28 protein-coding genes and 2 rRNA genes are annotated in these 26,555 nt (G+C 42.9%); 29 read left to right on the top strand and 1 reads right to left on the bottom strand.

All coding sequences use genetic code 11. From position 1 onward, the window contains the following. Positions 1-69 precede the first annotated feature (69 nt). The 15 genes from M1D69_RS21110 to rsmI all read left to right on the top strand — a co-directional run bounded on the left by M1D69_RS21110 (position 70) and on the right by rsmI (position 12,635). Positions 70-2,997 (top strand): 23S ribosomal RNA (locus tag M1D69_RS21110). A gap of 54 nt (positions 2,998-3,051) precedes the next feature. After that, positions 3,052-3,167, top strand: a 5S ribosomal RNA gene (gene rrf, locus M1D69_RS21105). 182 nt (positions 3,168-3,349) lie between these two features. Further along, positions 3,350-3,544 carry a sigma factor G inhibitor Gin gene (locus M1D69_RS21100; protein WP_059291685.1) on the top strand — a complete coding sequence of 65 codons (195 nt, stop codon included), beginning with the start codon at positions 3,350-3,352 and terminating at the stop codon, positions 3,542-3,544. Positions 3,545-3,685: 141 nt separating this feature from the next. After that, the gene (locus M1D69_RS21095) at positions 3,686-4,300 is read left to right on the top strand and encodes a 5-bromo-4-chloroindolyl phosphate hydrolysis family protein (protein WP_059291684.1); all 615 of its coding nucleotides are present in this window, start codon (positions 3,686-3,688) and stop codon (positions 4,298-4,300) included. 17 nt (positions 4,301-4,317) lie between these two features. Further along, complete coding sequence (locus tag M1D69_RS21090; protein ID WP_458104991.1) at positions 4,318-5,475, top strand: toxic anion resistance protein; 1,158 nt, start codon at positions 4,318-4,320, stop codon at positions 5,473-5,475. Between the two features lie 83 nt (positions 5,476-5,558). After that, positions 5,559-6,998 carry an aminotransferase class I/II-fold pyridoxal phosphate-dependent enzyme gene (locus M1D69_RS21085; protein ID WP_458104992.1) on the top strand — a complete coding sequence of 480 codons (1,440 nt, stop codon included), beginning with the start codon at positions 5,559-5,561 and terminating at the stop codon, positions 6,996-6,998. After that, the gene (gene tmk / locus M1D69_RS21080; RefSeq protein WP_458104993.1) at positions 6,995-7,633 is read left to right on the top strand and encodes a dTMP kinase; all 639 of its coding nucleotides are present in this window, start codon (positions 6,995-6,997) and stop codon (positions 7,631-7,633) included. The genes M1D69_RS21085 and tmk overlap by 4 nt, the downstream gene beginning before the upstream one ends. A gap of 71 nt (positions 7,634-7,704) precedes the next feature. Further along, entirely contained in the window at positions 7,705-8,034 is a 330-nt protein-coding gene (gene darA, locus M1D69_RS21075) for a cyclic di-AMP receptor DarA (RefSeq protein WP_003218295.1), read from the top strand. 12 nt (positions 8,035-8,046) lie between these two features. Next, a complete protein-coding gene (locus M1D69_RS21070; protein ID WP_024123606.1) occupies positions 8,047-8,487 on the top strand; it encodes a YaaR family protein in 441 nt (146 codons plus the stop codon). Positions 8,488-8,498: 11 nt separating this feature from the next. Beyond that, positions 8,499-9,488, top strand: coding sequence for a DNA polymerase III subunit delta' (gene holB / locus M1D69_RS21065; RefSeq protein WP_458104994.1), 990 nt, complete (start codon positions 8,499-8,501; stop codon positions 9,486-9,488). A gap of 2 nt (positions 9,489-9,490) precedes the next feature. Then, positions 9,491-10,318 carry a competence/sporulation regulator complex protein RicT gene (ricT, locus tag M1D69_RS21060; RefSeq protein WP_458104995.1) on the top strand — a complete coding sequence of 276 codons (828 nt, stop codon included), beginning with the start codon at positions 9,491-9,493 and terminating at the stop codon, positions 10,316-10,318. A 14-nt stretch (positions 10,319-10,332) separates the two neighbouring features. Then, positions 10,333-10,692 (top strand): replication initiation-control protein YabA, encoded by a 360-nt coding sequence (gene yabA, locus M1D69_RS21055; RefSeq protein ID WP_010332687.1) that lies wholly within the window; start codon positions 10,333-10,335, stop codon positions 10,690-10,692. Between the two features lie 60 nt (positions 10,693-10,752). Continuing rightward, a complete protein-coding gene (locus tag M1D69_RS21050) occupies positions 10,753-11,496 on the top strand; it encodes a tRNA1(Val) (adenine(37)-N6)-methyltransferase (RefSeq protein ID WP_458104996.1) in 744 nt (247 codons plus the stop codon). After that, entirely contained in the window at positions 11,483-11,782 is a 300-nt protein-coding gene (locus M1D69_RS21045; protein ID WP_458104997.1) for a GIY-YIG nuclease family protein, read from the top strand. The genes M1D69_RS21050 and M1D69_RS21045 overlap by 14 nt, the downstream gene beginning before the upstream one ends. After that, positions 11,757-12,635: a 16S rRNA (cytidine(1402)-2'-O)-methyltransferase gene (rsmI, locus tag M1D69_RS21040; RefSeq protein ID WP_458104998.1), complete on the top strand. Its 879-nt coding sequence runs from the start codon at positions 11,757-11,759 to the stop codon at positions 12,633-12,635. The genes M1D69_RS21045 and rsmI overlap by 26 nt, the downstream gene beginning before the upstream one ends. Positions 12,636-12,684: 49 nt before the next feature. Here rsmI and abrB read toward each other — a convergent pair whose 3' ends face one another. After that, a complete protein-coding gene (abrB, locus tag M1D69_RS21035) occupies positions 12,685-12,975 on the bottom strand; it encodes a transition state genes transcriptional regulator AbrB (protein WP_003226760.1) in 291 nt (96 codons plus the stop codon). A 496-nt stretch (positions 12,976-13,471) separates the two neighbouring features. On the opposite strand from abrB, the gene metG reads away from it, so the two are divergent. The 14 genes from metG (at position 13,472) to M1D69_RS20965 (ending at position 26,532) form a co-directional block, all read left to right on the top strand. After that, entirely contained in the window at positions 13,472-15,466 is a 1,995-nt protein-coding gene (metG, locus tag M1D69_RS21030) for a methionine--tRNA ligase (RefSeq protein WP_458104999.1), read from the top strand. A 79-nt stretch (positions 15,467-15,545) separates the two neighbouring features. Then, on the top strand, positions 15,546-16,313 hold the full coding sequence (locus M1D69_RS21025; RefSeq protein WP_199398715.1) for a TatD family hydrolase: 768 nt from the start codon (positions 15,546-15,548) through the stop codon (positions 16,311-16,313). A gap of 155 nt (positions 16,314-16,468) precedes the next feature. Then, positions 16,469-17,782, top strand: coding sequence for a ubiquitin-like domain-containing protein (locus M1D69_RS21020; RefSeq protein WP_458105000.1), 1,314 nt, complete (start codon positions 16,469-16,471; stop codon positions 17,780-17,782). Between the two features lie 144 nt (positions 17,783-17,926). Then, positions 17,927-18,487: a ribonuclease M5 gene (gene rnmV, locus M1D69_RS21015; RefSeq protein WP_044153503.1), complete on the top strand. Its 561-nt coding sequence runs from the start codon at positions 17,927-17,929 to the stop codon at positions 18,485-18,487. Next, positions 18,480-19,358 carry a 16S rRNA (adenine(1518)-N(6)/adenine(1519)-N(6))-dimethyltransferase RsmA gene (rsmA, locus tag M1D69_RS21010; RefSeq protein ID WP_024123614.1) on the top strand — a complete coding sequence of 293 codons (879 nt, stop codon included), beginning with the start codon at positions 18,480-18,482 and terminating at the stop codon, positions 19,356-19,358. The genes rnmV and rsmA overlap by 8 nt, the downstream gene beginning before the upstream one ends. 161 nt (positions 19,359-19,519) lie before the next feature. Then, positions 19,520-20,392, top strand: coding sequence for a sporulation-specific protease PrtG (gene prtG, locus M1D69_RS21005; protein ID WP_024123615.1), 873 nt, complete (start codon positions 19,520-19,522; stop codon positions 20,390-20,392). A gap of 201 nt (positions 20,393-20,593) precedes the next feature. Further along, positions 20,594-20,854, top strand: coding sequence for a biofilm formation stimulator Veg (gene veg, locus M1D69_RS21000; protein ID WP_024123616.1), 261 nt, complete (start codon positions 20,594-20,596; stop codon positions 20,852-20,854). A 162-nt stretch (positions 20,855-21,016) separates the two neighbouring features. Further along, positions 21,017-21,202: a small, acid-soluble spore protein, alpha/beta type gene (locus M1D69_RS20995; protein WP_010332697.1), complete on the top strand. Its 186-nt coding sequence runs from the start codon at positions 21,017-21,019 to the stop codon at positions 21,200-21,202. Between the two features lie 147 nt (positions 21,203-21,349). Next, entirely contained in the window at positions 21,350-22,219 is an 870-nt protein-coding gene (gene ispE / locus M1D69_RS20990) for a 4-(cytidine 5'-diphospho)-2-C-methyl-D-erythritol kinase (protein WP_458106093.1), read from the top strand. A gap of 55 nt (positions 22,220-22,274) precedes the next feature. Continuing rightward, positions 22,275-23,132 carry a pur operon repressor gene (purR, locus tag M1D69_RS20985; RefSeq protein ID WP_024123618.1) on the top strand — a complete coding sequence of 286 codons (858 nt, stop codon included), beginning with the start codon at positions 22,275-22,277 and terminating at the stop codon, positions 23,130-23,132. Next, a complete protein-coding gene (gene ridA / locus M1D69_RS20980) occupies positions 23,129-23,506 on the top strand; it encodes a 2-iminobutanoate/2-iminopropanoate deaminase (protein ID WP_084993269.1) in 378 nt (125 codons plus the stop codon). The genes purR and ridA overlap by 4 nt, the downstream gene beginning before the upstream one ends. A 194-nt stretch (positions 23,507-23,700) precedes the next feature. Continuing rightward, on the top strand, positions 23,701-23,994 hold the full coding sequence (gene spoVG, locus M1D69_RS20975) for a septation regulator SpoVG (protein ID WP_003218346.1): 294 nt from the start codon (positions 23,701-23,703) through the stop codon (positions 23,992-23,994). A 191-nt stretch (positions 23,995-24,185) separates the two neighbouring features. Next, positions 24,186-25,556: a bifunctional UDP-N-acetylglucosamine diphosphorylase/glucosamine-1-phosphate N-acetyltransferase GlmU gene (glmU, locus tag M1D69_RS20970; RefSeq protein ID WP_458105001.1), complete on the top strand. Its 1,371-nt coding sequence runs from the start codon at positions 24,186-24,188 to the stop codon at positions 25,554-25,556. A 22-nt stretch (positions 25,557-25,578) separates the two neighbouring features. Continuing rightward, a complete protein-coding gene (locus M1D69_RS20965; protein WP_458105002.1) occupies positions 25,579-26,532 on the top strand; it encodes a ribose-phosphate diphosphokinase in 954 nt (317 codons plus the stop codon). Positions 26,533-26,555: the final 23 nt, after the last annotated feature.

The following is a 26,555-nucleotide window of genomic DNA, read 5'->3' as shown; positions in this document are numbered from 1 at the left end:
AAAACTAGATAACAGTAGACATCACATTCAATTAGTAACACAAGATATCACATAGTGATTCTTTTTAACGGTTAAGTTAGAAAGGGCGCACGGTGGATGCCTTGGCACTAGGAGCCGATGAAGGACGGGACGAACACCGATATGCTTCGGGGAGCTGTAAGCAAGCTTTGATCCGGAGATTTCCGAATGGGGAAACCCACCACTCGTAATGGAGTGGTATCCATATCTGAATTCATAGGATATGAGAAGGCAGACCCGGGGAACTGAAACATCTAAGTACCCGGAGGAAGAGAAAGCAAATGCGATTCCCTGAGTAGCGGCGAGCGAAACGGGATTAGCCCAAACCAAGAGGCTTGCCTCTTGGGGTTGTAGGACACTCTATACGGAGTTACAAAGGAACGAGGTAGATGAAGAGGTCTGGAAAGGCCCGCCATAGGAGGTAACAGCCCTGTAGTCAAAACTTCGTTCTCTCCAGAGTGGATCCTGAGTACGGCGGAACACGTGAAATTCCGTCGGAATCCGGGAGGACCATCTCCCAAGGCTAAATACTCCCTAGTGACCGATAGTGAACCAGTACCGTGAGGGAAAGGTGAAAAGCACCCCGGAAGGGGAGTGAAAGAGATCCTGAAACCGTGTGCCTACAAGTAGTCAGAGCCCGTTAACGGGTGATGGCGTGCCTTTTGTAGAATGAACCGGCGAGTTACGATCCCGTGCAAGGTTAAGCAGAAGATGCGGAGCCGCAGCGAAAGCGAGTCTGAATAGGGCGCATGAGTACGTGGTCGTAGACCCGAAACCAGGTGATCTACCCATGTCCAGGGTGAAGTTCAGGTAACACTGAATGGAGGCCCGAACCCACGCACGTTGAAAAGTGCGGGGATGAGGTGTGGGTAGGGGTGAAATGCCAATCGAACCTGGAGATAGCTGGTTCTCTCCGAAATAGCTTTAGGGCTAGCCTCAAGGTAAGAGTCTTGGAGGTAGAGCACTGATTGGACTAGGGGCCCCTACCGGGTTACCGAATTCAGTCAAACTCCGAATGCCAATGACTTATCCTTGGGAGTCAGACTGCGAGTGATAAGATCCGTAGTCGAAAGGGAAACAGCCCAGACCGCCAGCTAAGGTCCCAAAGTATACGTTAAGTGGAAAAGGATGTGGAGTTGCTTAGACAACCAGGATGTTGGCTTAGAAGCAGCCACCATTTAAAGAGTGCGTAATAGCTCACTGGTCGAGTGACTCTGCGCCGAAAATGTACCGGGGCTAAACGTATCACCGAAGCTGCGGACTGTTCTTCGAACAGTGGTAGGAGAGCGTTCTAAGGGCTGTGAAGCCAGACCGGAAGGACTGGTGGAGCGCTTAGAAGTGAGAATGCCGGTATGAGTAGCGAAAGAGGGGTGAGAATCCCCTCCACCGAATGCCTAAGGTTTCCTGAGGAAGGCTCGTCCGCTCAGGGTTAGTCGGGACCTAAGCCGAGGCCGAAAGGCGTAGGCGATGGACAACAGGTTGATATTCCTGTACCACCTCCTCACCATTTGAGCAATGGGGGGACGCAGGAGGATAGGGTAAGCGCGGTATTGGATATCCGCGTCCAAGCAGTTAGGCTGGGAAATAGGCAAATCCGTTTCCCGTAAGGCTGAGCTGTGATGGCGAGCGAAATATAGTAGCGAAGTTCCTGATTCCACACTGCCAAGAAAAGCCTCTAGCGAGGTGAGAGGTGCCCGTACCGCAAACCGACACAGGTAGGCGAGGAGAGAATCCTAAGGTGATCGAGAGAACTCTCGTTAAGGAACTCGGCAAAATGACCCCGTAACTTCGGGAGAAGGGGTGCTCTGTTAGGGTGCAAGCCCGAGAGAGCCGCAGTGAATAGGCCCAGGCGACTGTTTAGCAAAAACACAGGTCTCTGCGAAGCCGTAAGGCGAAGTATAGGGGCTGACGCCTGCCCGGTGCTGGAAGGTTAAGAGGAGCGCTTAGCGTAAGCGAAGGTGCGAATTGAAGCCCCAGTAAACGGCGGCCGTAACTATAACGGTCCTAAGGTAGCGAAATTCCTTGTCGGGTAAGTTCCGACCCGCACGAAAGGCGCAACGATCTGGGCACTGTCTCAACGAGAGACTCGGTGAAATTATAGTACCTGTGAAGATGCAGGTTACCCGCGACAGGACGGAAAGACCCCGTGGAGCTTTACTGCAGCCTGATATTGAATGTTGGTACAGCTTGTACAGGATAGGTAGGAGCCTTGGAAACCGGAGCGCCAGCTTCGGTGGAGGCATCGGTGGGATACTACCCTGGCTGTATTGACCTTCTAACCCGCCGCCCTTATCGGGCGGGGAGACAGTGTCAGGTGGGCAGTTTGACTGGGGCGGTCGCCTCCTAAAAGGTAACGGAGGCGCCCAAAGGTTCCCTCAGAATGGTTGGAAATCATTCGCAGAGTGTAAAGGCACAAGGGAGCTTGACTGCGAGACCTACAAGTCGAGCAGGGACGAAAGTCGGGCTTAGTGATCCGGTGGTTCCGCATGGAAGGGCCATCGCTCAACGGATAAAAGCTACCCCGGGGATAACAGGCTTATCTCCCCCAAGAGTCCACATCGACGGGGAGGTTTGGCACCTCGATGTCGGCTCATCGCATCCTGGGGCTGTAGTCGGTCCCAAGGGTTGGGCTGTTCGCCCATTAAAGCGGTACGCGAGCTGGGTTCAGAACGTCGTGAGACAGTTCGGTCCCTATCCGTCGCGGGCGCAGGAAATTTGAGAGGAGCTGTCCTTAGTACGAGAGGACCGGGATGGACGCACCGCTGGTGTACCAGTTGTTCTGCCAAGGGCATCGCTGGGTAGCTATGTGCGGACGGGATAAGTGCTGAAAGCATCTAAGCATGAAGCCCCCCTCAAGATGAGATTTCCCATTCCGCAAGGAAGTAAGATCCCTGAAAGATGATCAGGTTGATAGGTCTGAGGTGGAAGTGTGGCGACACATGGAGCTGACAGATACTAATCGATCGAGGACTTAACCTAATATCTAATGATGTCACACCTGTTATCTAGTTTTGAGAGAACACTCTCAAATTGTTTGGTGGCGATAGCGAAGAGGTCACACCCGTTCCCATGCCGAACACGGAAGTTAAGCTCTTCAGCGCCGATGGTAGTCGGGGGTTTCCCCCTGTGAGAGTAGGACGCCGCCAAGCAAAAGGGTAAAACCCAGCTCATTGAGCTGGGTTTTTTGTTTGCCCAAGTACAAGTGAAATCAAAACAATACAAACACCGACAGCTTATATAGCCCATATACTGATCTCAAGATTCCAAAAGATCTAAATAATGTATACAATAACAGGTTTCAGGAAAGGCTAATTGTACGGAGGTGGGGACGATGGACGAAACGGTTACACACCATCAAACATGTATTATTTGCGAACAAGAGAAAAGCAGAGGGATTCATCTTTATACAAAATTCATATGCTTAGATTGTGAGAGAAAAGTAATTTCTACAGCAACTTCCGATCCTGACTATGCCTTTTATGTCAAAAAACTAAAGAGCATTCATACACCGCCATTATATTCTTAGACCTGAGAAGGTCTTTTTTTGTACCATTTTTCACTTTATATAAAGCAGTGGATACGATAAAAGAACATGAAACTTGTTTAGGGACTAAACGTAGTAGATAATAATGTTAAATATGAAATACTCACAGGAGTCGATGAAGTGATGCATAGATTTCTTCAATTTTTGATATGGAGTTTCACAAGCAGTGCGACTTTTGTTTTCATAGGATTATTGAGTTTTTTTGGTTTTAACCAATCACTTTTTTTATCTTTTGTATATGGCGTCTCATCAGCAGCTCTCGTATACACAGCGGGTTTGTGGAATTCAAGACGGTTATTTCTTAAAAAACATGAACTGACGGGAAGAGAGTATGCGTACATCAAGAAAAATCTTGAGGAAGCAAGACAAAAAATAATCCGTCTTAGAAAAGCTTTATTTCAGGCGAAAAGTATCCAGATGTTTAAGCAAAATGCAGAGATGCTGAGACTTGTCAGAAGGATCTATATATTAACCAAAAAAGAGCCAAAACGATTTTATCGTGCTGAGCGTTTCTTTTATCAGACTCTAGACTCTGTTGTGGAACTGACAGAGAAATATGCTTTTCTTTCTTCTCATCCGAAAAAAAACAAAGAGCTTTCGATGTCGTTGAGTGAAGTGCGTATCACACTTGCTGAATTGACGAAGCGTTTAGAAGAAGATTTAACTCAATTAATGGGCGACGAAATTGGTGAACTGCAATTTGAATTAGATGCAGCGAAGCATTCTTTGAAAAAATAACGGAAGGGGCAAGGACGGTGAATAAGGATCGAAGCGAACTTCAAATAGACGGATTGTTGGCAGACCCTTTTGGGGATATCGAAATACCAAAGGGGGAGGCTGTCGAAATAGAAAAGCAGTCAGTACGGCTTGTCGATGTTCTGCCCGAAGAAAACAAAGAAAAAGCATACCAGTTGGCTGAACAGATTGATCATAACAAGATGAACAGTATTGTCTTATACGGTTCACAAGCTCAGTCTAAGCTGCTGAATTTTTCTCATACGATGATTGATCATGTTCAAAAGAAGGACGTCGGTGAAATCGGTGAAATCCTTGGTGAGCTGATGAAAAAGCTGGAGCAAGTAAATCCAGATGAACTGCAGTCTAAGAAAAAAGGTTTCTTGGCACGCATGTTTGGGAAAGTGTCTCATTCTCTTCAGGAGGTACTGTCAAAGTATCAAAAGACCAGTGTGCAGATAGACAGAATCAGTTTAAAACTTGAGCATTCAAAAAATGCATTACTCAGTGATAATAAGCTGTTAGAGCAGTTATATGATAAAAACAAAGAATATTTTTCTGCACTGAATGTTTATATTGCTGCTGGTGAATTAAAGCTCGATGAATTAAGAACGAAAACAATTCCTGAACTGAAACGACAGGCCGAATCAAGTGAACATAATCAAATGGCCGTTCAAGAAGTAAACGATTTGATCCAATTTGCTGACCGACTGGATAAAAGAGTGCACGATTTGCTCTTGAGCAGACAAATTACCATACAAAGCGCTCCGCAAATCAGGTTAATTCAAAATACGAATCAGGCATTAGCTGAAAAAATCCAGTCATCCATTGTAACCGCAATCCCGCTTTGGAAAAACCAGGTAGCGATTGCATTGACACTCTTACGGCAGCGAAACGCTGTGGATGCACAGCAAAAAGTATCCGATACAACCAATGAACTTTTGTTAAAAAACGCGGAGCTTTTAAAAACGAATACAATTGAAACAGTGAAAGCCAACGAACGAGGAATTGTTGATATTGATACGTTAAAGAAGGTGCAGGAAAGCTTAATCAGTACGCTTGAAGAAACGCTGACGATTCAAGAAGAAGGGCGGCTCAAACGCCGACAGGCTGAAGAAGAGCTCATGATGATGGAAGGCGATTTGAAGCAAAAACTGCTCGCGATAAAGGAAAGGTAGTTTACCAGTAAGTCTTAGCTTTAAGTTCTGTCATAGGAACGATATAATAAAGAGTAAGAATACACATTCAAGGGATTGTTTTAATGAACACACCTTTATTTCATGCACTGATTCAACATGCGAGAAGGAATTCTCATTCATTTCACGTTCCGGGACATCACAATGGAGATGTCTTTTTTGATGAGGCTAAGACCATATACAACCCGCTTCTTACAATTGACCTGACTGAACTATCGGGGCTTGATGATTTGCATCATCCTTCAAATGTGATTAAGGAAGCCCAAGATCTTGTCAGCCAATTGTATGGATCGGCAGAAAGTTTTTTTCTTGTGAACGGCACGACTGTCGGAAACTTAGCGATGATTTTATCAGTTTGTGATCCTGGAGATACGATCCTGATCCAAAGAAACTGCCATAAATCTGTCTTTCATGCTGTTGATTTGGCTGGAGCTGAGCCGGTTTATCTCGCACCTGACATTGATGAAATAATGCATGTGCCTACGCATGTTCCGCTTGATACGATAAAAGAAGCTTTAAAGGCATATCCAAATGCGAAGGGGTTGGTGCTGACCAATCCCACATACTATGGACATAGCGCGGATTTGACTGAAATCATTTCAGAGGCCCATCAATACGGGATTCCTGTGCTGGTGGATGAAGCGCATGGCGCACACTTTGTTTTAGGGGAGCCTTTCCCGACTTCAGCGTTGCAAATGGGAGCAGATATTGTTGTTCAGTCGGCGCACAAAACACTGCCTGCCATGACGATGGGGTCTTATTTGCACCTCAATAGTAACAGGATTGAACGGAACCGGGTAGCGGATTACTTAAATCGTTTACAAAGCAGCAGCCCGTCTTATCCGATAATGGCTTCATTGGATCTTGCCCGCGCTTATGTGCAGCATATGATAGAGGAACAAAAGCTTTCTGACGTTCTGCAGCATATTCAATCAATTAAACAAACGTTTGATTCACTTGGATATGCTGAAGCGGTTGAACCGGCCAATCAACGGATTACAACGGATCCGCTGAAGCTCACCATTCGTTCCAAATGCGGCCATTCAGGTTTTACACTGCAAAAAATATTAGAGCGTGTCAACATATTCACAGAGCTTGCCGATGAAAATCAGGTGTTGCTTGTTCTTCCTTTGGGAGGAAAAGAGAGAATTACTGCTGAAACGATTAAGAACATTGATCATGAGATCGAAAAGACTCCATCGGACCAGATGAATGTTTCTCCAGAATGGGAAGCACAGCCTATTACTGTAATGCCTTATCCGAAAAAGGTTTTAAACGCGTTACAGAAAGAATATGTGAGTTTTGATAAAGCGGCAGGCCGGCTGAATGCAGAGGATGTTATACCTTATCCGCCGGGAATTCCGATGATTATGGCAGGCGAAAGAATCACAAGGGAAAGCGTGCAAAAGCTCAGCCGCTTGATCAGCATGAAAACGCATGTTCAAGGGAATATGAAAATCAATGAGAAGCAATTACTTGTTTATATAGAAGAGGAGAAATCATGAGCGGTTTATTTATTACATTTGAAGGTCCTGAAGGCGCGGGAAAAACGACTGTATTGCAGGAAATAAAAAAGATACTGGCAGTAGAAAGCCTTCAGGTTACAGCAACACGGGAACCAGGCGGCATAGATATCGCAGAACAAATTCGAGAAGTTATTCTAAACGAGAACAACACGTTAATGGACCCAAAAACAGAAGCTCTCTTATATGCAGCTGCAAGACGTCAGCATTTAGTTGAAAAAGTAACACCTGCTTTAGAGCAGGGGCATATTGTACTTTGTGACAGATTCATAGACAGTTCACTCGCATACCAAGGATATGCAAGAGGCCTTGGAATTGATGAGGTTCTTTCAATTAACCAATTCGCCATTGGAGATATGATGCCTCATGTCACAATTTATTTTTCAATTGATCCGGAAGAAGGCCTGAAGCGTATTGATGCGAACGGCTCTCGGGAGAAAAACCGGCTCGACCTGGAAAAGTTGAGCTTCCATAGAAAGGTTCAGGAAGGTTATCGGGAGCTGATGAAGCGTTTTCCAGAAAGATTTCATTCAGTTGATGCAGCACAATCGAAAGACCTCGTTGTTCAGGACGTTCTAAAGGTTATCAATGAAGCGTTGAAAAAAATTCAATTGTGACCTGTTTCTCATTAGTTGATATAATGTAAACGAGATCATTGTTGTTTCCAATCTAAAGGAGGCCTTTACAGATGAAATTAATAGTGGCAGTTGTACAAGATCAGGACAGCAACAGACTTTTGAAAACTTTAACAGATCACAACTTTAGAGTCACAAAGCTTGCGACGACGGGAGGATTTCTTAAATCAGGCAATACAACGTTTATGATTGGTGTCGAGGATATACGCGTCGATAAAGCATTGAGCCTCATTAAAGAAAACGGACAGAAACGTGATCAGATGATTGCTCCTGTATCTCCAATGGGCGGAAATGCTGATTCATATGTCCCTTATCCAGTCGAAGTTGAAGTTGGCGGAGCGACAGTGTTTGTCCTTCCAGTCGATGAATTTCATCAATTTTAAGGATTTGAAACTGTGAAAATTAATAAAGATATACGCACATTTATAGATAATAAGCAGCTTCCTTCTATGAAAACAGCTGAGATTTCAGCATCTTTTAAAACATCAATGGAGAACCAAAGCAGCAAATTGAAGTTTGATCAGCTCACCAGGATGTTAACGGACATAGAAGCATTTGGGAAAAGACTGACGAAATCACGGAATTTTAAAGACTTGGCAAGATTTAAAGGGCTTGTGAAACGTTTTGTCAAAGAAGCTGTTGACAGCGGCCTTTCACATGAAACGTCGAAAAGCTTTGATCTTTACGGAAACAGCAGAACGCTGGGACTTGTGAAAGAAATAGACGAGAAATTGATAAAGCTTACTGAAGAGATGATGGATCAGGAAAAACCGGCAATTGATTTGTTGGAGCGTATTGGCGAAATAAAAGGTTTATTGATTAACCTTTACACATAGAGAGTGATACAATGGCAATATCCTGGAAGGAAATGACCGAGCTTCAGCCCAGAGTAATGAAGCTTTTATATAATAGTATTGAGAAGGACAGACTATCACACGCTTATTTATTTGAGGGCAAAAAAGGAACAGGCAAGCTGGAGGCCGCAATGCTTCTTGCGAAAAGCTTTTTTTGTCTGGAAGACGGAGCAGAGCCTTGTGAGAACTGCAGAAATTGTAAGCGGATTGAGTCGGGGAACCACCCTGATCTCCATCTGGTCCAGCCTGATGGGTTATCGATTAAAAAGGCGCAAATTCAAGCGCTGCAAGAAGAGTTTTCTAAAACAGGGCTTGAATCGCATAAAAAGCTGTACATCATATCCCATGCAGATCAAATGACGGCTAATGCGGCAAACAGCCTTCTGAAGTTTTTAGAGGAACCGAACAGAGACACAATGGCCATCCTGATTACTGAGCAGCCTCAAAGGTTATTGGATACCATCATTTCAAGATGCCAAACCCTTCCTTTTCAGCCTTTGCAGCCCAGAGCAATTGAAGACAGACTGATAGAACAGGACGTCTCGCCTCATATGGCGAGGCTCCTGGCGAACATGACCAACAATGTAGCAGAAGCAGTCGAATTAAGTCGAAATGATGAGTTTGCAGAGTCTAGAGCGAAAGTGATAAAATTGTATGAAGTCTTACACCAGCGGAAAGGACATGCCTTTTTCTTTATTCAAGATCAATGGATGCCCTTTTTCAAAGAAAAAACCCATCAAGAAATGGGTCTTGATATGCTCTTATTGATATATCGCGATGTGTTGTTCATCCAAATAGGAAATGAAGATAAATTGATTTATCAAGACTTATTCCAATCAATAAAACAGCATGCGCTACAATCAACACAACAAAGCGTTACGAACCAGATACTTGCTGTTTTAGAAGCAAAGAAACGGCTTCATTCCAATGTGAATGTGCAGGGATTAATGGAGCACTTGGTGTTAATGTTGCAGGAGGGATAAGCTTGTACAATGTAATTGGCGTCCGCTTTAAAAAAGCGGGTAAAATATATTATTTCGATCCGAATGGATTTCATATAGAACAAGACAGCTGCGTAATTGTAGAAACTGTCAGAGGCGTTGAGTACGGCCAGGTTGTTGTCGCGAATAAACAGGTGGATGAGCATGATGTTGTGCTTCCGCTCCGTAAAGTGATACGCGTGGCTGACGAGCGCGATCTTCTCATTGTAGAAGAAAATAAACAAGAAGCTTTATCAGCATTTGAAACATGCCAAAAGAAAGTGATAGATCACGGCTTGGATATGAAGCTGGTCGATGTGGAGTTTACGTTCGACCGTAATAAAGTAATTTTTTACTTCACTGCTGACGGCCGAGTAGACTTCAGAGAACTTGTAAAGGATTTAGCCTCCATCTTTAAAACAAGGATTGAGCTTCGCCAGATTGGAGTGAGAGATGAGGCAAAAATGCTCGGAGGAATCGGCCCTTGCGGCAGAATGCTTTGCTGTTCAACATTCCTCGGAGATTTTGAACCTGTGTCCATTAAGATGGCGAAGGATCAGAACCTATCCTTAAATCCAACAAAGATTTCTGGTCTTTGCGGACGTCTGATGTGCTGTCTGAAATACGAAAACGATGAGTATGAGACTGCAAAGGAACAGCTTCCGGATATAGGGGAAATAATTACGACAGCAAACGGGCCTGCAAAAGTCGTCGGGCTGAATATTCTGGAACGGGTGCTTCAGGTGGAACTGATGAACCGTGAAAAAGTGATAGAATATACTTGGGAAGAGCTCTTGGAAGAGGGCGTCGTATCCGCACAAACCACAGATTAACGAGGTGTGGAACCTTGGATAAAAAAGAGTTATTTGATACCGTCATTAACTTAGAAGAACAAATCGGCTCGCTTTACCGGCAGCTGGGGGATTTAAAGCAGCATATCGGTGAGATGATTGAAGAAAATCATCATTTACAGCTTGAAAATAAGCATTTGCGTAAACGGCTGGACGATACGACGCAGCAGATTGAAAAGTTTAAAGCTGATAAAAAAGAATCAAAAACACAGAAGACAGAGCAAGCTGATATAGGGGAAGGATATGATAATCTGGCACGTCTGTATCAGGAAGGATTCCATATCTGTAACGTCCACTATGGAAGCGTCAGAAAAGAAGATTGTCTTTTCTGCCTGTCATTCTTAAATAAAAAATAAGGAAAAAGGCTTCCGCATCAGACGGAAGCCTTTTTCAAAGGTGCTGGAAAGGATAAGAAAATGGTTTCATTACATGACGATGAAAGATTAGATTATTTGCTGGCAGAGGATATGAAGATCATACAAAGTCCAACGGTGTTTGCTTTTTCATTGGACGCTGTGCTTCTCTCCAAATTTGCGTATGTTCCGATTCAAAAAGGAAAAATTGTTGATTTGTGCACCGGCAACGGCATTGTGCCGCTGCTGCTGAGTACAAGGTCAAAAGCAGATATCCTTGGTGTTGAAATTCAGGAAAGATTGCATGGTATGGCTGTCCGCAGTGTGGAATATAACAAACGGCAGGACCAGATTCAAATCATACATGATGATTTGAAAAACATGCCTGAAAAGCTGGGGCATAATAGATATGATGTTGTTACCTGCAACCCGCCTTATTTTAAAACACCGAAACAGGCCGAACAAAATTTGAATGAGCATCTCCGTATCGCAAGACATGAAATTCACTGTACATTGGAAGATGTCATTTCAGTCAGCAGTAAATTGCTAAAGCAAGGAGGAAAGGCAGCGCTCGTTCACCGGCCGGGCCGGCTTCTCGAAATTTTTGAATTGATGAAGGCTTATCAAATTGAGCCGAAGCGTGTTCAGTTTGTCTATCCGAAACAAGGGAAGGAAGCCAATACCATTTTGGTTGAAGGCATAAAAGGCGGGCGTCCAGATTTGAAAATACTTCCTCCGCTGTTCGTGTATAACGAACAAAATGAATATACAAAAGAAATCAGGACCATTTTATATGGAGACAAATAACCATTTCTTTTATGTTGTACAATGCAAAGACAACAGCTGGTATGCAGGGTATACCAATGATCTGCAGAAACGGCTGAAAACTCACAACGATGGAAGGGGCGCAAAGTATACAAAAGCAAGACGCCCGGTTGATTTAATTTTTGCTGAGGCATTTGCAACGAAGCGGGAAGCCATGCAGGCGGAATATTACTTTAAAAAACTGACCCGCAGAAAAAAAGAGCTTTATATAGAAGAAAAACGGAGCAGCAAGGAGGCTGTATATGTTAAGGCGCCAGATGAGCTTTAATGGAAAGTCGGATATGGGGATTCTTTATTTGGTTCCGACACCTATCGGAAATCTAGAGGATATGACATTTCGTGCGATCGAAACGCTGAAATCAGTGGATGCGATTGCTGCAGAAGACACGAGGCAAACAAAAAAGCTTTGCCATGTATATGAAATTGAAACACCGCTTGTCAGTTATCACGAACACAATAAAGAAAGCAGCGGCCACAAAATCATTGAATGGCTGAAGTCTGGGAAAAACATAGCGCTGGTCAGTGACGCCGGACTGCCGACAATTTCTGATCCTGGAGCGGAAATCGTCAAGGATTTTACGGAAATGGGCGGTTATGTTGTTCCTCTGCCGGGAGCCAATGCCGCATTAACAGCGCTGATCGCTTCAGGAATTGTACCGCAGCCTTTCTTTTTCTACGGATTTCTCAACAGGCAGAAAAAAGAAAAGAAGAAAGAACTCGATGTCCTCAAAAAACGGCAAGAAACGATTATTTTTTATGAAGCACCTCACCGATTGAAGGAAACCCTGTCTGTGATGTTAGACATATTAGGAGATCGGGACATTGCGGTGACTCGTGAACTCACTAAGAAATATGAAGAGTTTATAAGAGGAACAATATCCGAAGTGATAGACTGGGCAAATGAGGATCAGATCCGCGGTGAGTTTTGTCTTGTAGTCGAGGGCAATAAAGCTGAGGAAGCAGATGAAGAAACACATTGGTGGGAGAACCTATCTACAAAAGAACATGTCGAGCATTACATCTCAAAGGGAGCGACATCAAAAGAAGCCATTAAAAAAGCGGCTGTAGATCGTAACGTCCCAAAACGTGAAATGTATGATGCATACCATATTCAGCAATAACAAAAACGTTCTTGTGTCATAACAAGAACGTTTTTTGTGTAAAAAAGGATTATTTAAGGTTTTGAAGCTGGTTTTGGATTTCGCTGATGATTTGCTCAGCGCCTTCTTTGCTTAGCACCAATTTGCCGCCAGCAAGTTTAAGGTTATCGTCAGAAACTTCACCAGTTACTTGGCAAGTCATGTTTGGTTTATATTTTTTAAGGATGATTTTTTCATCATCAACATAAATTTCAAGAGCATCTTTTTCTGCGATTCCAAGAGTACGACGCAGTTCGATAGGAATCACTACACGTCCTAATTCATCAACTTTACGTACAATACCAGTAGATTTCATAAACATTCTCCTCCCAAGAGATAATTATTGTTTAAATTATATTTTTCTTCGTCATTATTCGACAAAATCCTTACCTTCATAGCATAACAAGGTTTCCAATAATCGTCAATCCTTTTGTTTACTATTGATTGTAAGATTTAGTTCTTATAGTCAGTAATGGCTTTGAAAATACCGGAATAACAGCATTTTATAATTTTCTAATAAAGCTATTATCCTATGAAAAATCCTTTTAAATCAAGACTTTCGAACCAAGGTTTTTTATACGGTAAGATTATATACGACAAAATTCGACATGAACAGACTTTTTTTATTTTCATTAAACATTTTTAATTTTAATTATTCTTTTTAGGGGCATACGTATATATCCTTGATCTTAAAGGCTAAGATGGTATCATAGATAAAGGATAAATATAAAAATAGGTAATCATATATGATTTGCACTTATCGCCGCTCTCGTCCTTTGGGCGGGAGCTTTTTGACATTCTGATTGGGAGGTTTCAAGATGCCGCAAGAAAACAATACATTTTACATTACAACACCGATTTATTATCCGAGCGGAAAATTACATATCGGCCATGCGTATACGACAGTCGCGGGTGACGCAATGGCTCGCTACAAACGATTAAAAGGCTTTGATGTCCGCTATTTAACGGGAACGGACGAGCATGGGCAGAAGATCCAGCAAAAAGCTGAACAGGAAAACATTACGCCTCAGGAGTATGTGGATCGCGCAGCGGCAGATATTCAGAAACTGTGGAAACAGCTTGAAATCTCAAACGATGACTTTATCCGCACAACTGAAAAACGGCATAAAGTCGTCATAGAAAAGGTGTTTCAAAAGCTTCTTGATAACGGGGACATCTATCTTGATGAATACGAGGGCTGGTACAGTATCCCTGATGAAACATTTTATACGGAAACTCAGCTTGTGGATATTGAACGAAATGAAAAGGGTGAGGTTATTGGCGGGAAAAGCCCTGACAGCGGGCACCCTGTCGAATTGATCAAAGAGGAATCCTATTTCTTCCGTATGGGGAAATATGCTGACCGTCTTTTAAAATTCTATGAAGAAAACCCAACCTTCATTCAGCCGGAGTCACGTAAAAACGAGATGATTAACAACTTCATCAAACCCGGCCTTGAGGATTTAGCTGTTTCACGCACGACATTTGACTGGGGTGTGAAGGTGCCGGAGAATCCAAAACATGTTGTGTATGTTTGGATCGACGCACTATGCAACTATTTAACAGCACTCGGTTATGATACAGAAAATGATGAGCTATATCAAAAATATTGGCCTGCCGATGTTCATTTAGTTGGTAAGGAAATTGTGCGATTCCATACCATTTATTGGCCGATTATGCTGATGGCTCTGGATCTTCCGCTGCCGAAGCAAGTATTTGCGCATGGCTGGCTTTTGATGAAAGACGGAAAAATGTCGAAATCCAAAGGCAATGTTGTTGATCCAGTCACACTCATCGAACGCTACGGTTTAGATGAACTTCGTTATTACCTGCTTCGCGAAGTGCCGTTTGGATCTGACGGTGTCTTCACGCCGGAAGGTTTTGTTGAACGGATTAACTATGACTTAGCGAATGATTTAGGTAACCTTTTGAATCGTACTGTTGCTATGATCAATAAATATTTTGACGGGCAAATCGGTTCTTACAAAGGTGCCGTTACGGAATTTGACCAAACGCTTTCTTCTGTGGCTGAGGAAACAGTGAAATCATATGAAGAAGCAATGGAAAATATGGAATTTTCGGTCGCTCTTTCAACGTTATGGCAGTTGATCAGCCGTACAAATAAATACATTGACGAAACGGCTCCATGGGTTCTTGCCAAAGATCCTGAAAAAGAAAAAGAACTGCAGTCGGTTATGTATCACCTTGCTGAATCATTGCGTATTTCAGCCGTACTGCTTCAGCCGTTCCTGACAAAAACACCGGTAAAAATGTTTGAGCAGCTGGGCATCACGGATGATGCTTTAAAAGCCTGGGACAGCATTACTGCTTTCGGCCAGCTTAAAGATACAAAAGTGCAAAAAGGCGAACCGTTATTCCCGCGTTTAGAGGCAGAAGAAGAAATTGCGTACATCAAAGGGAAAATGCAGGGCTCAGCACCAGCTAAAGAAGAGAAAAAAGTAGAAGAGCCGCAAGAGGTAGACCGTTTACCTGAAATTACGATTGATCAGTTCATGAATGTCGAACTTCGTGTGGCAGAGGTCATCGAAGCAGAGCCAGTGAAAAAAGCAGACCGCTTACTGAAGCTCCAGCTTGATCTAGGCTTTGAGAAACGCCAAGTCGTATCCGGCATTGCAAAACATTATAAGCCTGAGCAGCTTATTGGAACAAAACTTGTATGTGTAACAAATCTAAAACCGGTTAAGCTGAGAGGAGAGCTTTCTCAAGGAATGATCCTTGCAGGAGAAGCAGACGGCGTATTAAAAGTCGTATCCATCGATCAGTCCTTACCGAAAGGCACAAGAATTAAATAATGATAAACAAAAGGTGTTTCACGTGTAACAATTCGTCGAACACCTTTTGTGTTTCGACAAGAAAGGAGTTTTTTTATTTATGTTATTTGACACACATGCGCATTTAAATGCAGAACAATACAATACAGATCTTGAAGAGGTTATTGAGCGGGCGAAAGCTGAAAAAGTGGACCGTATTGTAGTCGTCGGTTTTGATCGGCCGACCATTACCAGGGCGATGGAAATGATTGAGGAATATGATTTTATTTATGCTGCTATCGGCTGGCACCCGGTTGACGCCATTGACATGACAGAGGAAGATTTGGCTTGGATTAAAGAGCTTTCTGCTCACGAAAAAGTGGTAGCGATAGGAGAAATGGGCCTTGATTATCATTGGGATAAATCTCCTAAAGATGTTCAAAAAGAAGTATTCAGAAAACAAATTGCCTTGGCAAAAGAGGTCAATCTTCCTATTATTATTCACAACCGTGATGCGACAGAGGATGTTGTTACCATTTTGAAAGAGGAAGGCGCAGACGAAGTCGGCGGCATCATGCATTGCTTTACGGGCAGTATCGAAGTTGCAAGAGAATGTATGAAGATGAATTTTTATTTGTCATTTGGCGGTCCTGTCACCTTTAAAAATGCGAAGAAACCGAAGGAAGTTGTAAAGGAAATTCCGAATGATAGGCTGCTGATTGAAACTGACTGTCCGTTTCTTACACCTACTCCTTTTCGAGGGAAAAGAAATGAGCCAAGCTATGTAAAATATGTGGCGGAGCAGATTGCTGAATTAAGAGGAACAACCTTTGAAGAAATTGCATCAATCACGACTGAAAATGCAAAAAGACTTTTCCGTATAAACTGACAAAAAACGCTAGCGGGTTTTGTAAGAGCTTGTCCGTTCCGGCGTTTTTCCATAAAAGTTCTACATGCTTTCTTCTCCTCATAGGATAGGTTTGTCGACAAGTCTTTCTTCCGTTTCTCAGTGTATTTCAGGATAATGAAGAAGACACTGAGCTTTTGGGAGAAGGAGAAGGGAGGGTTGACAGCCTTTTAGATACTCTATATAATCTCTCCGAGGAGAAGGAGGCGTTTTTCATCACACAAAAAATGAAAAAGCTGTTTTCCGTAAAGCTTAGCAAAAGCAAAGTCATTCTGGTTGCTGCTTGTTTGCTGCTGGCGGGAAGCGGGACTGCGTACGCAGCTCATGAGCTGACGAAACAATCAGTCTCAGTTTCTATCAACGGCAAAAAGAAAAATATACGCACACATGCAAAAACAGTCGGTGATCTTTTAGAAACACTCGATATAAAGACAAGAGACGAAGATAAGATCACACCTGCTAAAAAGACACAGATAACAGCAGATATGAATGTTGTGTATGAGGCTGCAAAACCTGTGAAGCTTACTTTAAACGGGGAAGAAAAGACATTATGGTCAACAGCAAAAACGGTCGGTGCATTACTGGACGAACAAGATGTTGATGTGAAAGAACACGATCAAATTGATCCTGCAATAGATACAGAAGTTTCGAAAGACATGAAAATTAACATAGAACCTGCGTTCCAAGTCACTGTGAACGATGCGGGGAAAGAAAAGAAGATCTGGACGACTTCGACTACGGTCGCTGACTTTTTAAAACAGCAAAAGATGAACATAAAAGACGAAGATAAAATCAAGCCTGCGTTAGACGAAAAGCTAACGAAAGGAAAGGCTGATATTACAATAACTCGTATCGAAAAGGTCACCGATGTAGTTGAAGAGAAAATAGCGTTTGATGTGAAAAAGCAAGAAGACGCATCTCTTGAAAAAGGGAAAGAAAAGGTCGTTCAAAAAGGAAAAGAAGGCAAGCTCAAAAAACATTATGAAGTCGTAAAGGAAAACGGCGAAGAAGTTTCCAGAGAGCTTGTAAAAGAAGAAACAGCCGAGCAAAGCAAAGATAAAGTGGTTGCGATCGGCACGAAGCAAAGCAGTCCGAAGATTGAAAAGGTCAGTGCTTCTAGCGATTCAAAACCAGTTGTGTCTCGGAGCAATGAATCAACCGGTAAAGTCATGACAGTATCATCTACGGCTTATACGGCAAGCTGCAGCGGATGTTCAGGGCATACGGCTACAGGCGTTAATCTGAAAAATAATCCTAATGCAAAAGTCATCGCAGTAGATCCAAATGTCATTCCGCTAGGCTCAAAAGTCCACGTTGAAGGATATGGATACGCCGTTGCTGCTGATACGGGTTCAGCGATTAAAGGGAATAAAATAGATGTCTTTTTCCCTGAGAAATCATCGGCTTACCGATGGGGAAATAAAACAGTTAAAATTAAAATCTTGAATTAATATATACTTATCTATACAGAGGGTTTTGCGCCCTCTGTTTTTTTCGTTATAATAGACGAAGTGTATTTTCTGCTTATTAGACGCTCGAAATATGAAAAAGTTTCATCAATATACAAAAGTTTTTATTTTGTCTTGGAGGAAATAATGAAAATTAAAGAAATCATTGTGGTCGAGGGGCGTGACGATACGGCCCGCATCAAATTGGCTGTTGATGCAGACACAATTGAAACAAATGGTTCAGCCATCGGTGACCATGTGATTGAACAAATCCGTTTGGCTCAGGAAACCAGAGGAGTCATTATCTTAACGGATCCGGATTTCCCGGGAGAAAAAATACGAAAAACCATTTCCGAGGCTGTACCTGGCTGTAAGCATGCATTTTTGCCAAAGCATCTTGCGAAACCTAAGAACAAACGGGGAATTGGCGTAGAACACGCATCGATTGAAAGCATCAGGGCATGTTTAGAAAACGTGCACGAAGAAATGGAAGCACAGCCGAGTGAAATTTCTGCGGAAGACCTGATTCACGCCGGGCTGATTGGCGGATCTGAAGCAAAACGCCGCCGTGAACGTCTTGGTGATTTGCTGAAAATCGGATATACAAATGGCAAACAGCTTCAAAAACGGCTGCAAATGTTTCAAATTAAAAAAAGTGATTTTATGAGTGCGCTCGATACCGTCATGCGGGAGGAACAGAATGAATAAAGATATTGCGACACCGATTAGAACGAAAGAGATACTGAAGAAATACGGTTTTTCTTTTAAAAAGAGTTTGGGACAGAATTTCTTAATCGATACGAACATTTTAGACAGAATTGTCGACCACGCCGAAGTGACAGAGAAAACCGGTGTCATTGAAATCGGCCCGGGAATCGGGGCTTTGACTGAACAGTTGGCCAAGCGGGCGAAAAAGGTCGTGGCATTTGAAATTGATCAGCGTTTATTGCCGATCCTTAAAGACACGCTCTCCCCTTATGACAATGTCACTGTCATTCATCAAGATGTGCTTAAGGCTGACGTCAAATCGGTCATTGAAGAGCAATTTAAGGACTGTGATGAGGTGATGGTTGTAGCCAACCTTCCTTATTATGTGACAACGCCGATTATCATGAAGCTGCTTGAAGAAAATCTCCCGCTGAAGGGGATTGTCGTTATGCTGCAAAAGGAAGTGGCCGAACGTATGGCAGCTGATCCTTCATCTAAGGAATACGGTTCACTTTCTATTGCTGTGCAATTTTATACAGAGGCCAAAACGGTGATGATCGTTCCGAAAACGGTATTTGTTCCTCAGCCTAATGTAGATTCAGCAGTCATTCGGCTGATTCGCCGCGACGGCCCGGCAGTGGATGTAGAAAACGAAGCCTTTTTCTTTCAGTTAATTAAGGCGAGTTTTGCTCAGCGCCGTAAAACATTGCTTAATAACTTAGTGAACAATCTGCCTGATGGAAAAGCAAAAAAACCAACGATCGAGCAAGTGCTGGAAGAAACGAATATTGACGGCAAGCGCAGAGGTGAATCCTTGTCTATTGAGGAGTTCGCCGCGCTGTCTAACGGATTGTACAAAGCCCTTTTTTAAAAGGGCTTTTTGTTTTCGCACCAGATGGACTGCCGCTACATAGGCTAGAGAAGGACCTTAAAATCCAATGATTAGAAAAACTTGCACTCAGCGAAAAAAGGCGCTTTTCTCAAGGCTCTTTCTTTCATGATGAGGCTTAGTCTATGTGTGGAGTGAGGAACGTGCAATTTCAAATAGGGGATATGGTAGCCAGAAAATCCTATCAAATGGATGTTTTGTTTCGCATTATAGGGATAGAGCAAACAAGTACAGGGAATTCAATCGCCATTTTGCATGGTGACGAAGTCAGGCTGATTGCTGATGCGTATTTTTCTGATTTGGTGGCCGTGCAAAAAGATGAGCAGCTGATGCGAAAAAAGAAAGATGAAAGCAGAATGAATGAATCACTTGAGTTGCTCCGTCAAGATTATAAACTGCTGAGAGAGAAACAGGAGTACTATGCAACAAGCCAGTATCAGCATCAGGAGCATTATTTTCATATGCCGGGCAAGGTGCTTCATATGGACGGTGATGAGGCGTATTTGAAAAAATGCCTGAGTGTCTATAAAAAAATCGGTGTGCCGGTTTACGGCATTCATTGCCACGAAAAGAAAATGTCTGCTTCTATAGAAGAATTGCTCGACAAATATCGACCTGACATCCTGGTGATTACCGGGCATGATGCATACTCCAAGCAAAAGGGCGGCATTGATGATTTGAGCGCATACAGACATTCAAAACACTTTGTCGAAACAGTTCATAAAGCCCGAAAAAAAATCCCTCACTTAGATCAGCTTGTTATTTTTGCGGGGGCTTGCCAATCCCATTTTGAATCACTAATAAGAGCGGGGGCGAATTTCGCGAGTTCTCCTTCAAGAGTAAACATTCACGCTCTTGATCCTGTATATATCGTAGCGAAAATCAGCTTTACGCCTTTTATGGAACGAATCAATGTATGGGAAGTGCTTCGGAATACACTGACAAGAGAGAAAGGACTTGGAGGCATTGAAACAAGAGGAGTACTGAGGGTCGGAATGCCTTACAAGTCCAATTAACCCCGGATAGATGATTTATTCGGGGTTTTTATTTTGCATAATGATACATAATTTACCGAAACTTGCGGAAAATATTTGAGGAATCATAGAATTTTGTCAAAATAATTTTGTTGACAACGTCTTATTAACGTTGATATAATTTAAATTTTATTTGACAAAAATGGGCTCGTGTTGTACAATAAATGTAGTGAGGTGGATGCAATGGCGAAGACGTTGTCCGATATTAAAAGGTCGCTTGATGGAAATTTAGGTAAAAGGCTGACGTTAAAAGCAAACGGTGGCCGCCGAAAAACGATTGAGCGCTCGGGCATTTTAGCTGAGACGTACCCTGCTGTTTTTGTGATACAACTAGATCAAGACGAGAACTCGTTTGAAAGAGTTTCATACAGTTATGCTGATATTTTGACTGAGACTGTTGAGCTGACATTTAATGATGACGCGGCAAGTTCAGTAGCATTTTAACGGGCAGTGAACTTTTTGTTTACTGCTTTTTGTTTTGCCTTTTTTTGGTTTCCATTAATTCTCTCGATACTTTCACTGTCATTAAACAAAAGATAAAAACGGTCACATTTTATCGTGACGTGCACGAATCGTTATCATCTCTAAAAAAAGGGGTTGTTTCGTTTGGGCAGACGTCGTGGAGTTATGTCAGATGAGTTTAAATATGAGCTGGCTAAGGACCTTGGTTTTTACGACACTGTAAAAAATGAAGGTTGGGGCGGCATTCGTGCCCGCGATGCCGGAAACATGGTAAAACGGGCAATTGAAATCGCCGAACAGCAAATGGCTCAGAATCAGAATAACCGATAAGGAATGTGACCCGGGGGACGTATGGTTCCCCGGTTTTTGATTTTGGATGTAAATACATAATAGCTCCAATATGGATATGTTCATCCCGTACTTCAAATGTGATACAATGTTCATACTTATGTTTAGATGGAGAAGTAGGTGAAAGCTATGCGTATTTTAGAAAAAGCGCCAGCCAAGATCAATCTGTCACTCGACGTTACCCGAAAACGCCCGGATGGTTATCATGAAGTCGAAATGATTATGACGACAATTGATTTAGCGGATCGGATTGAATTGACGGAGCTGGCAGAAGATGTAGTGAGGGTTTCATCCCACAACCGCTTTGTGCCCGATGACCAAAGAAACTTAGCTTATCAGGCTGCCAAGCTCGTCAAAGACAGATACAACGTGAAAAAGGGAGTTTCCATTATGATCACTAAGGTGATCCCGGTGGCTGCCGGCCTTGCTGGCGGAAGCAGTGATGCGGCGGCAACGCTCAGAGGACTGAACAGACTGTGGAATTTAAATCTTTCTGCAGAAACGCTGGCGGAGCTGGGAGCGGAAATTGGCTCAGACGTCTCGTTTTGCGTCTATGGCGGAACTGCGCTTGCTACCGGACGCGGTGAAAAGATCAAACACATCAGCCCGCCTCCGCATTGCTGGGTCATTTTGGCGAAGCCGACAATCGGCGTTTCCACGGCCGAGGTCTACAGACAGCTGAAGCTTGATGAGATGGAACACCCGGATGTAAACGGCATGATTGACGCGATTGAGGAAAAGAGCTTTCAAAAGATGTGCAGCCGTTTAGGCAATGTGTTGGAGTCTGTAACGCTTGATATGCATCCTGAAGTCGCGATGATCAAAAACCAGATGAAACGCTTTGGTGCAGATGCTGTGTTAATGAGCGGAAGCGGTCCGACTGTGTTTGGACTGGTTCAGTATGAGTCTAAGGTACAGAGGATTTATAACGGGTTAAGAGGTTTCTGCGATCAGGTATATGCAGTGAGAATGATCGGCGAACAGAACGCTCTTGATTAAATCCGTATGTTAAGTTATATTGATCTTAAAATATTCGGATTTTGGGGGTAAGTTCATGAAGTTTCGTCGCAGCGGCAGATTGGTGGACTTAACAAATTATTTGTTAACCCATCCGCACGAGTTAATACCGTTAACCTTTTTTTCTGAGCGGTATGAATCTGCAAAATCATCGATCAGTGAAGATTTAACAATTATAAAGCAAACCTTTGAGCAGCAGGGGATTGGTACCTTGCTTACTGTTCCCGGTGCTGCCGGAGGTGTCAAATATATTCCGAAAATGAAGCAGGCTGAAGCTGAAGAGTTCGTTCAGACCCTTGGACAGTCATTGGCAAATCCTGAGCGTATCCTTCCGGGCGGTTATGTGTATTTAACGGATATCTTAGGAAAGCCATCTGTTCTCTCCAAGGTTGGAAAGCTGTTTGCTTCTGTATTTGCGGACCGTGAAATTGACGTTGTCATGACCGTTGCCACGAAAGGCATCCCTCTTGCGTATGCAGCTGCGAGTTATCTGAATGTGCCTGTCGTCATTGTGCGCAAGGATAACAAGGTAACGGAGGGCTCCACGGTTAGCATTAATTACGTGTCAGGCTCCTCAAACCGCATTCAAACGATGTCACTTGCAAAAAGAAGCATGAAAACGGGTTCAAACGTACTCATTATTGATGACTTTATGAAAGCAGGCGGCACAATTAATGGTATGATTAACCTGTTGGATGAGTTTAATGCGAATGTCGCGGGGATCGGCGTCTTGGTCGAAGCCGAAGGAGTAGATGAACGTCTTGTTGATGAATATATGTCACTTCTAACTCTTTCAACGATCAACATGAAAGATAAGTCCATTGAAATTCAGAATGGCAATTTTCTGCGTTTTTTTAAAGACAATCTTTTGAAGAATGGAGAGACGGAATCATGACAAAAGCAATCCACACAAAACATGCCCCAGCGGCAATTGGACCTTACTCACAAGGGATCATCGTCAATAATATGTTTTACAGCTCAGGCCAAATTCCTTTGACGCCTTCAGGTGAGATGGTAAACGGTGATATTAAGGAGCAGACGCATCAAGTATTCAGCAACTTAAAAGCGGTGTTGGAAGAAGCGGGTGCTTCTTTTGAAACCGTTGTAAAGGCAACTGTATTTATCGCGGACATGGAACAGTTTGCGGAAGTGAACGAAGTGTACGGACAATATTTTGACACGCACAAACCGGCGAGATCTTGCGTTGAAGTTGCGAGACTTCCAAAGGATGCATTAGTCGAAATCGAAGTGATTGCGTTAGTAAAATAATAAGAAAAGTGATTCTGGGTAAACTCGGAATCACTTTTTTATTTACCTTATGCCCAAAATAAAAGCGTTATGACCTAATTGTGTATTTATATCCTATTTTTTCAAAAAATATTTTTAAAAACAGCAGGAATTCAGGAAAAATCGTGGAATTGATAAACTAATGCTTTTATATAGGGAAAAGGTGGTGAACTACTGTGGAAGTTACTGACGTAAGATTACGCCGCGTGAATACCGATGGTCGCATGAGAGCGATTGCATCCATCACGCTGGATCACGAATTTGTTGTTCATGATATTCGTGTGATTGATGGAAACAATGGTCTTTTCGTTGCGATGCCGAGTAAACGCACCCCTGATGGAGAGTTCCGCGATATTGCTCATCCTATTAATTCAAGCACGCGAGGAAAGATTCAAGATGCCGTGTTAAATGAGTATCATCGTCTGGGTGACACTGAAGCATTAGAATTCGAAGAAGCTGGAGCTTCTTAAAAAATAACCAAAAAGCAAGGACTGCTGATAGGGCTGAGACAAGCCTTTTTCCGGCAGTCCTTTTTTAATTCTGATTTTTCAAACTAAAATGCACCCATAGAAAATTCTTGCACTTCATGAAGTCTCCTTGAAATCAACTGATATTTAGGATATATTTTTCTATGGATAAAAGGGATATTGGAGGCCATTAAATGGATAAGCGGTTTGCAGTTGTTTTAGCGGCTGGACAAGGAACGAGAATGAAATCAAAGCTTTACAAAGTCCTTCATCCAGTTTGCGGTAAGCCTATGGTAGAGCACGTCGTAGACGAAGCCTTAAAGTTATCTTTAACGAAGCTTGTCACGATTGTCGGACATGGTGCGGAAGAAGTGAAAAAGCAGCTTGGTGATAAAAGCGAGTATGCGCTTCAAGCAGAACAGCTTGGCACTGCTCATGCTGTAAAACAGGCACAGCCATTTCTTGCTGACGAAAAAGGTGTAACGATTGTCATTTGCGGAGATACGCCGCTTTTAACAGCGGAGACAATGGAAGCGATGCTGAAAGAACATACACAAAAAGAAGCAAAAGCTACGATCTTGACTGCAGTCGCAGAAGATCCCACTGGATACGGCCGAATTATTCGCGGTGAGAGCGGAGCGGTTCAAAAAATCGTGGAGCACAAGGACGCTTCAGAGGAAGAACGTCTTGTGACTGAAATCAATACTGGAACGTATTGTTTTGATAATGAAGCTCTATTCCGGGCCATTGACCAAGTATCGAACGATAATGTTCAAGGCGAGTATTATTTGCCGGATGTGATAGAGATCCTCAAAAATGAAGGCGAAACTGTTGCCGCTTACCAGACTGGTAACTTCCAAGAAACGCTCGGAGTTAATGATAGAGTTGCTCTTTCTCAGGCTGAATTGTATATGAAAGAGCGGATTAATAAACGGCATATGCAAAATGGCGTTACGCTGATTGACCCGATGAATACGTATATTTCTCCTGAAGCTGTCATCGGAAGCGATACTGTGATTTATCCCGGAACTGTGATTAAAGGTGAGGTGCAAATCGGAGAAGATACGATTATCGGCCCTCATACTGAAATTATGAATAGTTCAATTGGCAGCCGTACTGTGATTAAACAATCGGTAGTCAATCACAGTAAAGTGGGGAATGATGTAAACATAGGACCTTTTGCTCACATCAGGCCTGATTCTGTCATCGGGAATGAAGTGAAGATCGGGAATTTTGTTGAAATCAAAAAGACGCAATTCGGAGACCGAAGCAAGGCTTCTCATTTAAGCTATGTCGGGGATGCCGAAGTAGGCACAGACGTCAACTTGGGCTGCGGTTCAATTACTGTCAATTATGATGGAAAGAATAAATATTTGACGAAAATTGAAGACGGCGCATTTATCGGCTGCAACTCCAATTTGGTTGCCCCTGTCACAGTCGGAGAAGGCGCTTATGTAGCGGCAGGCTCAACTGTTACGGAAGATGTACCTGGAAAAGCACTTGCTATTGCCAGAGCGAGACAAGTAAATAAAGACGATTATGTGAAAAATATTCATAAAAAATAATCCTAAATTCGGAGGTTTATCCATGTCTAATCAATACGGAGATAAGAATTTAAAGATTTTTTCTTTGAATTCTAATCCAGAGCTTGCAAAAGAAATCGCAGATATAGTTGGAGTTCAATTAGGGAAGTGTTCTGTCACAAGATTTAGTGACGGGGAAGTCCAAATTAATATCGAAGAAAGTATTCGCGGATGTGACTGTTACATCATCCAGTCTACAAGTGACCCCGTTAACGAGCATATTATGGAACTGTTGATTATGGTAGATGCGTTGAAACGCGCTTCTGCAAAAACCATTAACATTGTTATTCCTTATTACGGTTATGCGCGTCAAGACAGAAAAGCTAGATCCCGTGAGCCAATCACAGCAAAGCTTTTCGCAAATCTGCTTGAAACTGCCGGTGCCACTCGTGTCATTGCGCTTGATCTGCACGCGCCGCAAATTCAAGGATTCTTTGATATACCGATTGACCACTTAATGGGTGTTCCGATTTTAGGAGAATATTTTGAAGGCAAAAACCTTGAAGATATCGTCATTGTTTCACCAGACCACGGCGGTGTGACACGTGCCCGCAAACTGGCTGACAGACTAAAAGCGCCGATTGCGATCATTGATAAGCGCCGTCCGAGACCGAATGTGGCAGAAGTCATGAATATTGTAGGTCATATCGAAGGGAAGACCGCTATCCTTATCGATGATATCATTGATACTGCCGGCACCATTACACTTGCAGCTAATGCGCTTGTTGAAAACGGAGCAAAAGAAGTTTATGCATGCTGTACACATCCTGTTCTATCAGGACCTGCTGTTGAACGGATTAATAACTCAACAATTAAAGAGCTTGTTGTGACAAACAGCATCAAGCTTCCTGAAGAAAAGAAAATTGAACGGTTTAAGCAGCTTTCAGTCGGACCGCTTCTGGCTGAAGCGATTATTCGCGTTCATGAGCAGCAATCTGTCAGCTACCTTTTCAGCTAAACCGATTTTGAAAGGTTTAAACC

The organism is Bacillus sp. PK3-037, assembly GCF_054161355.1.
This window is presented reverse-complemented; position numbering and strand designations above follow the sequence as displayed.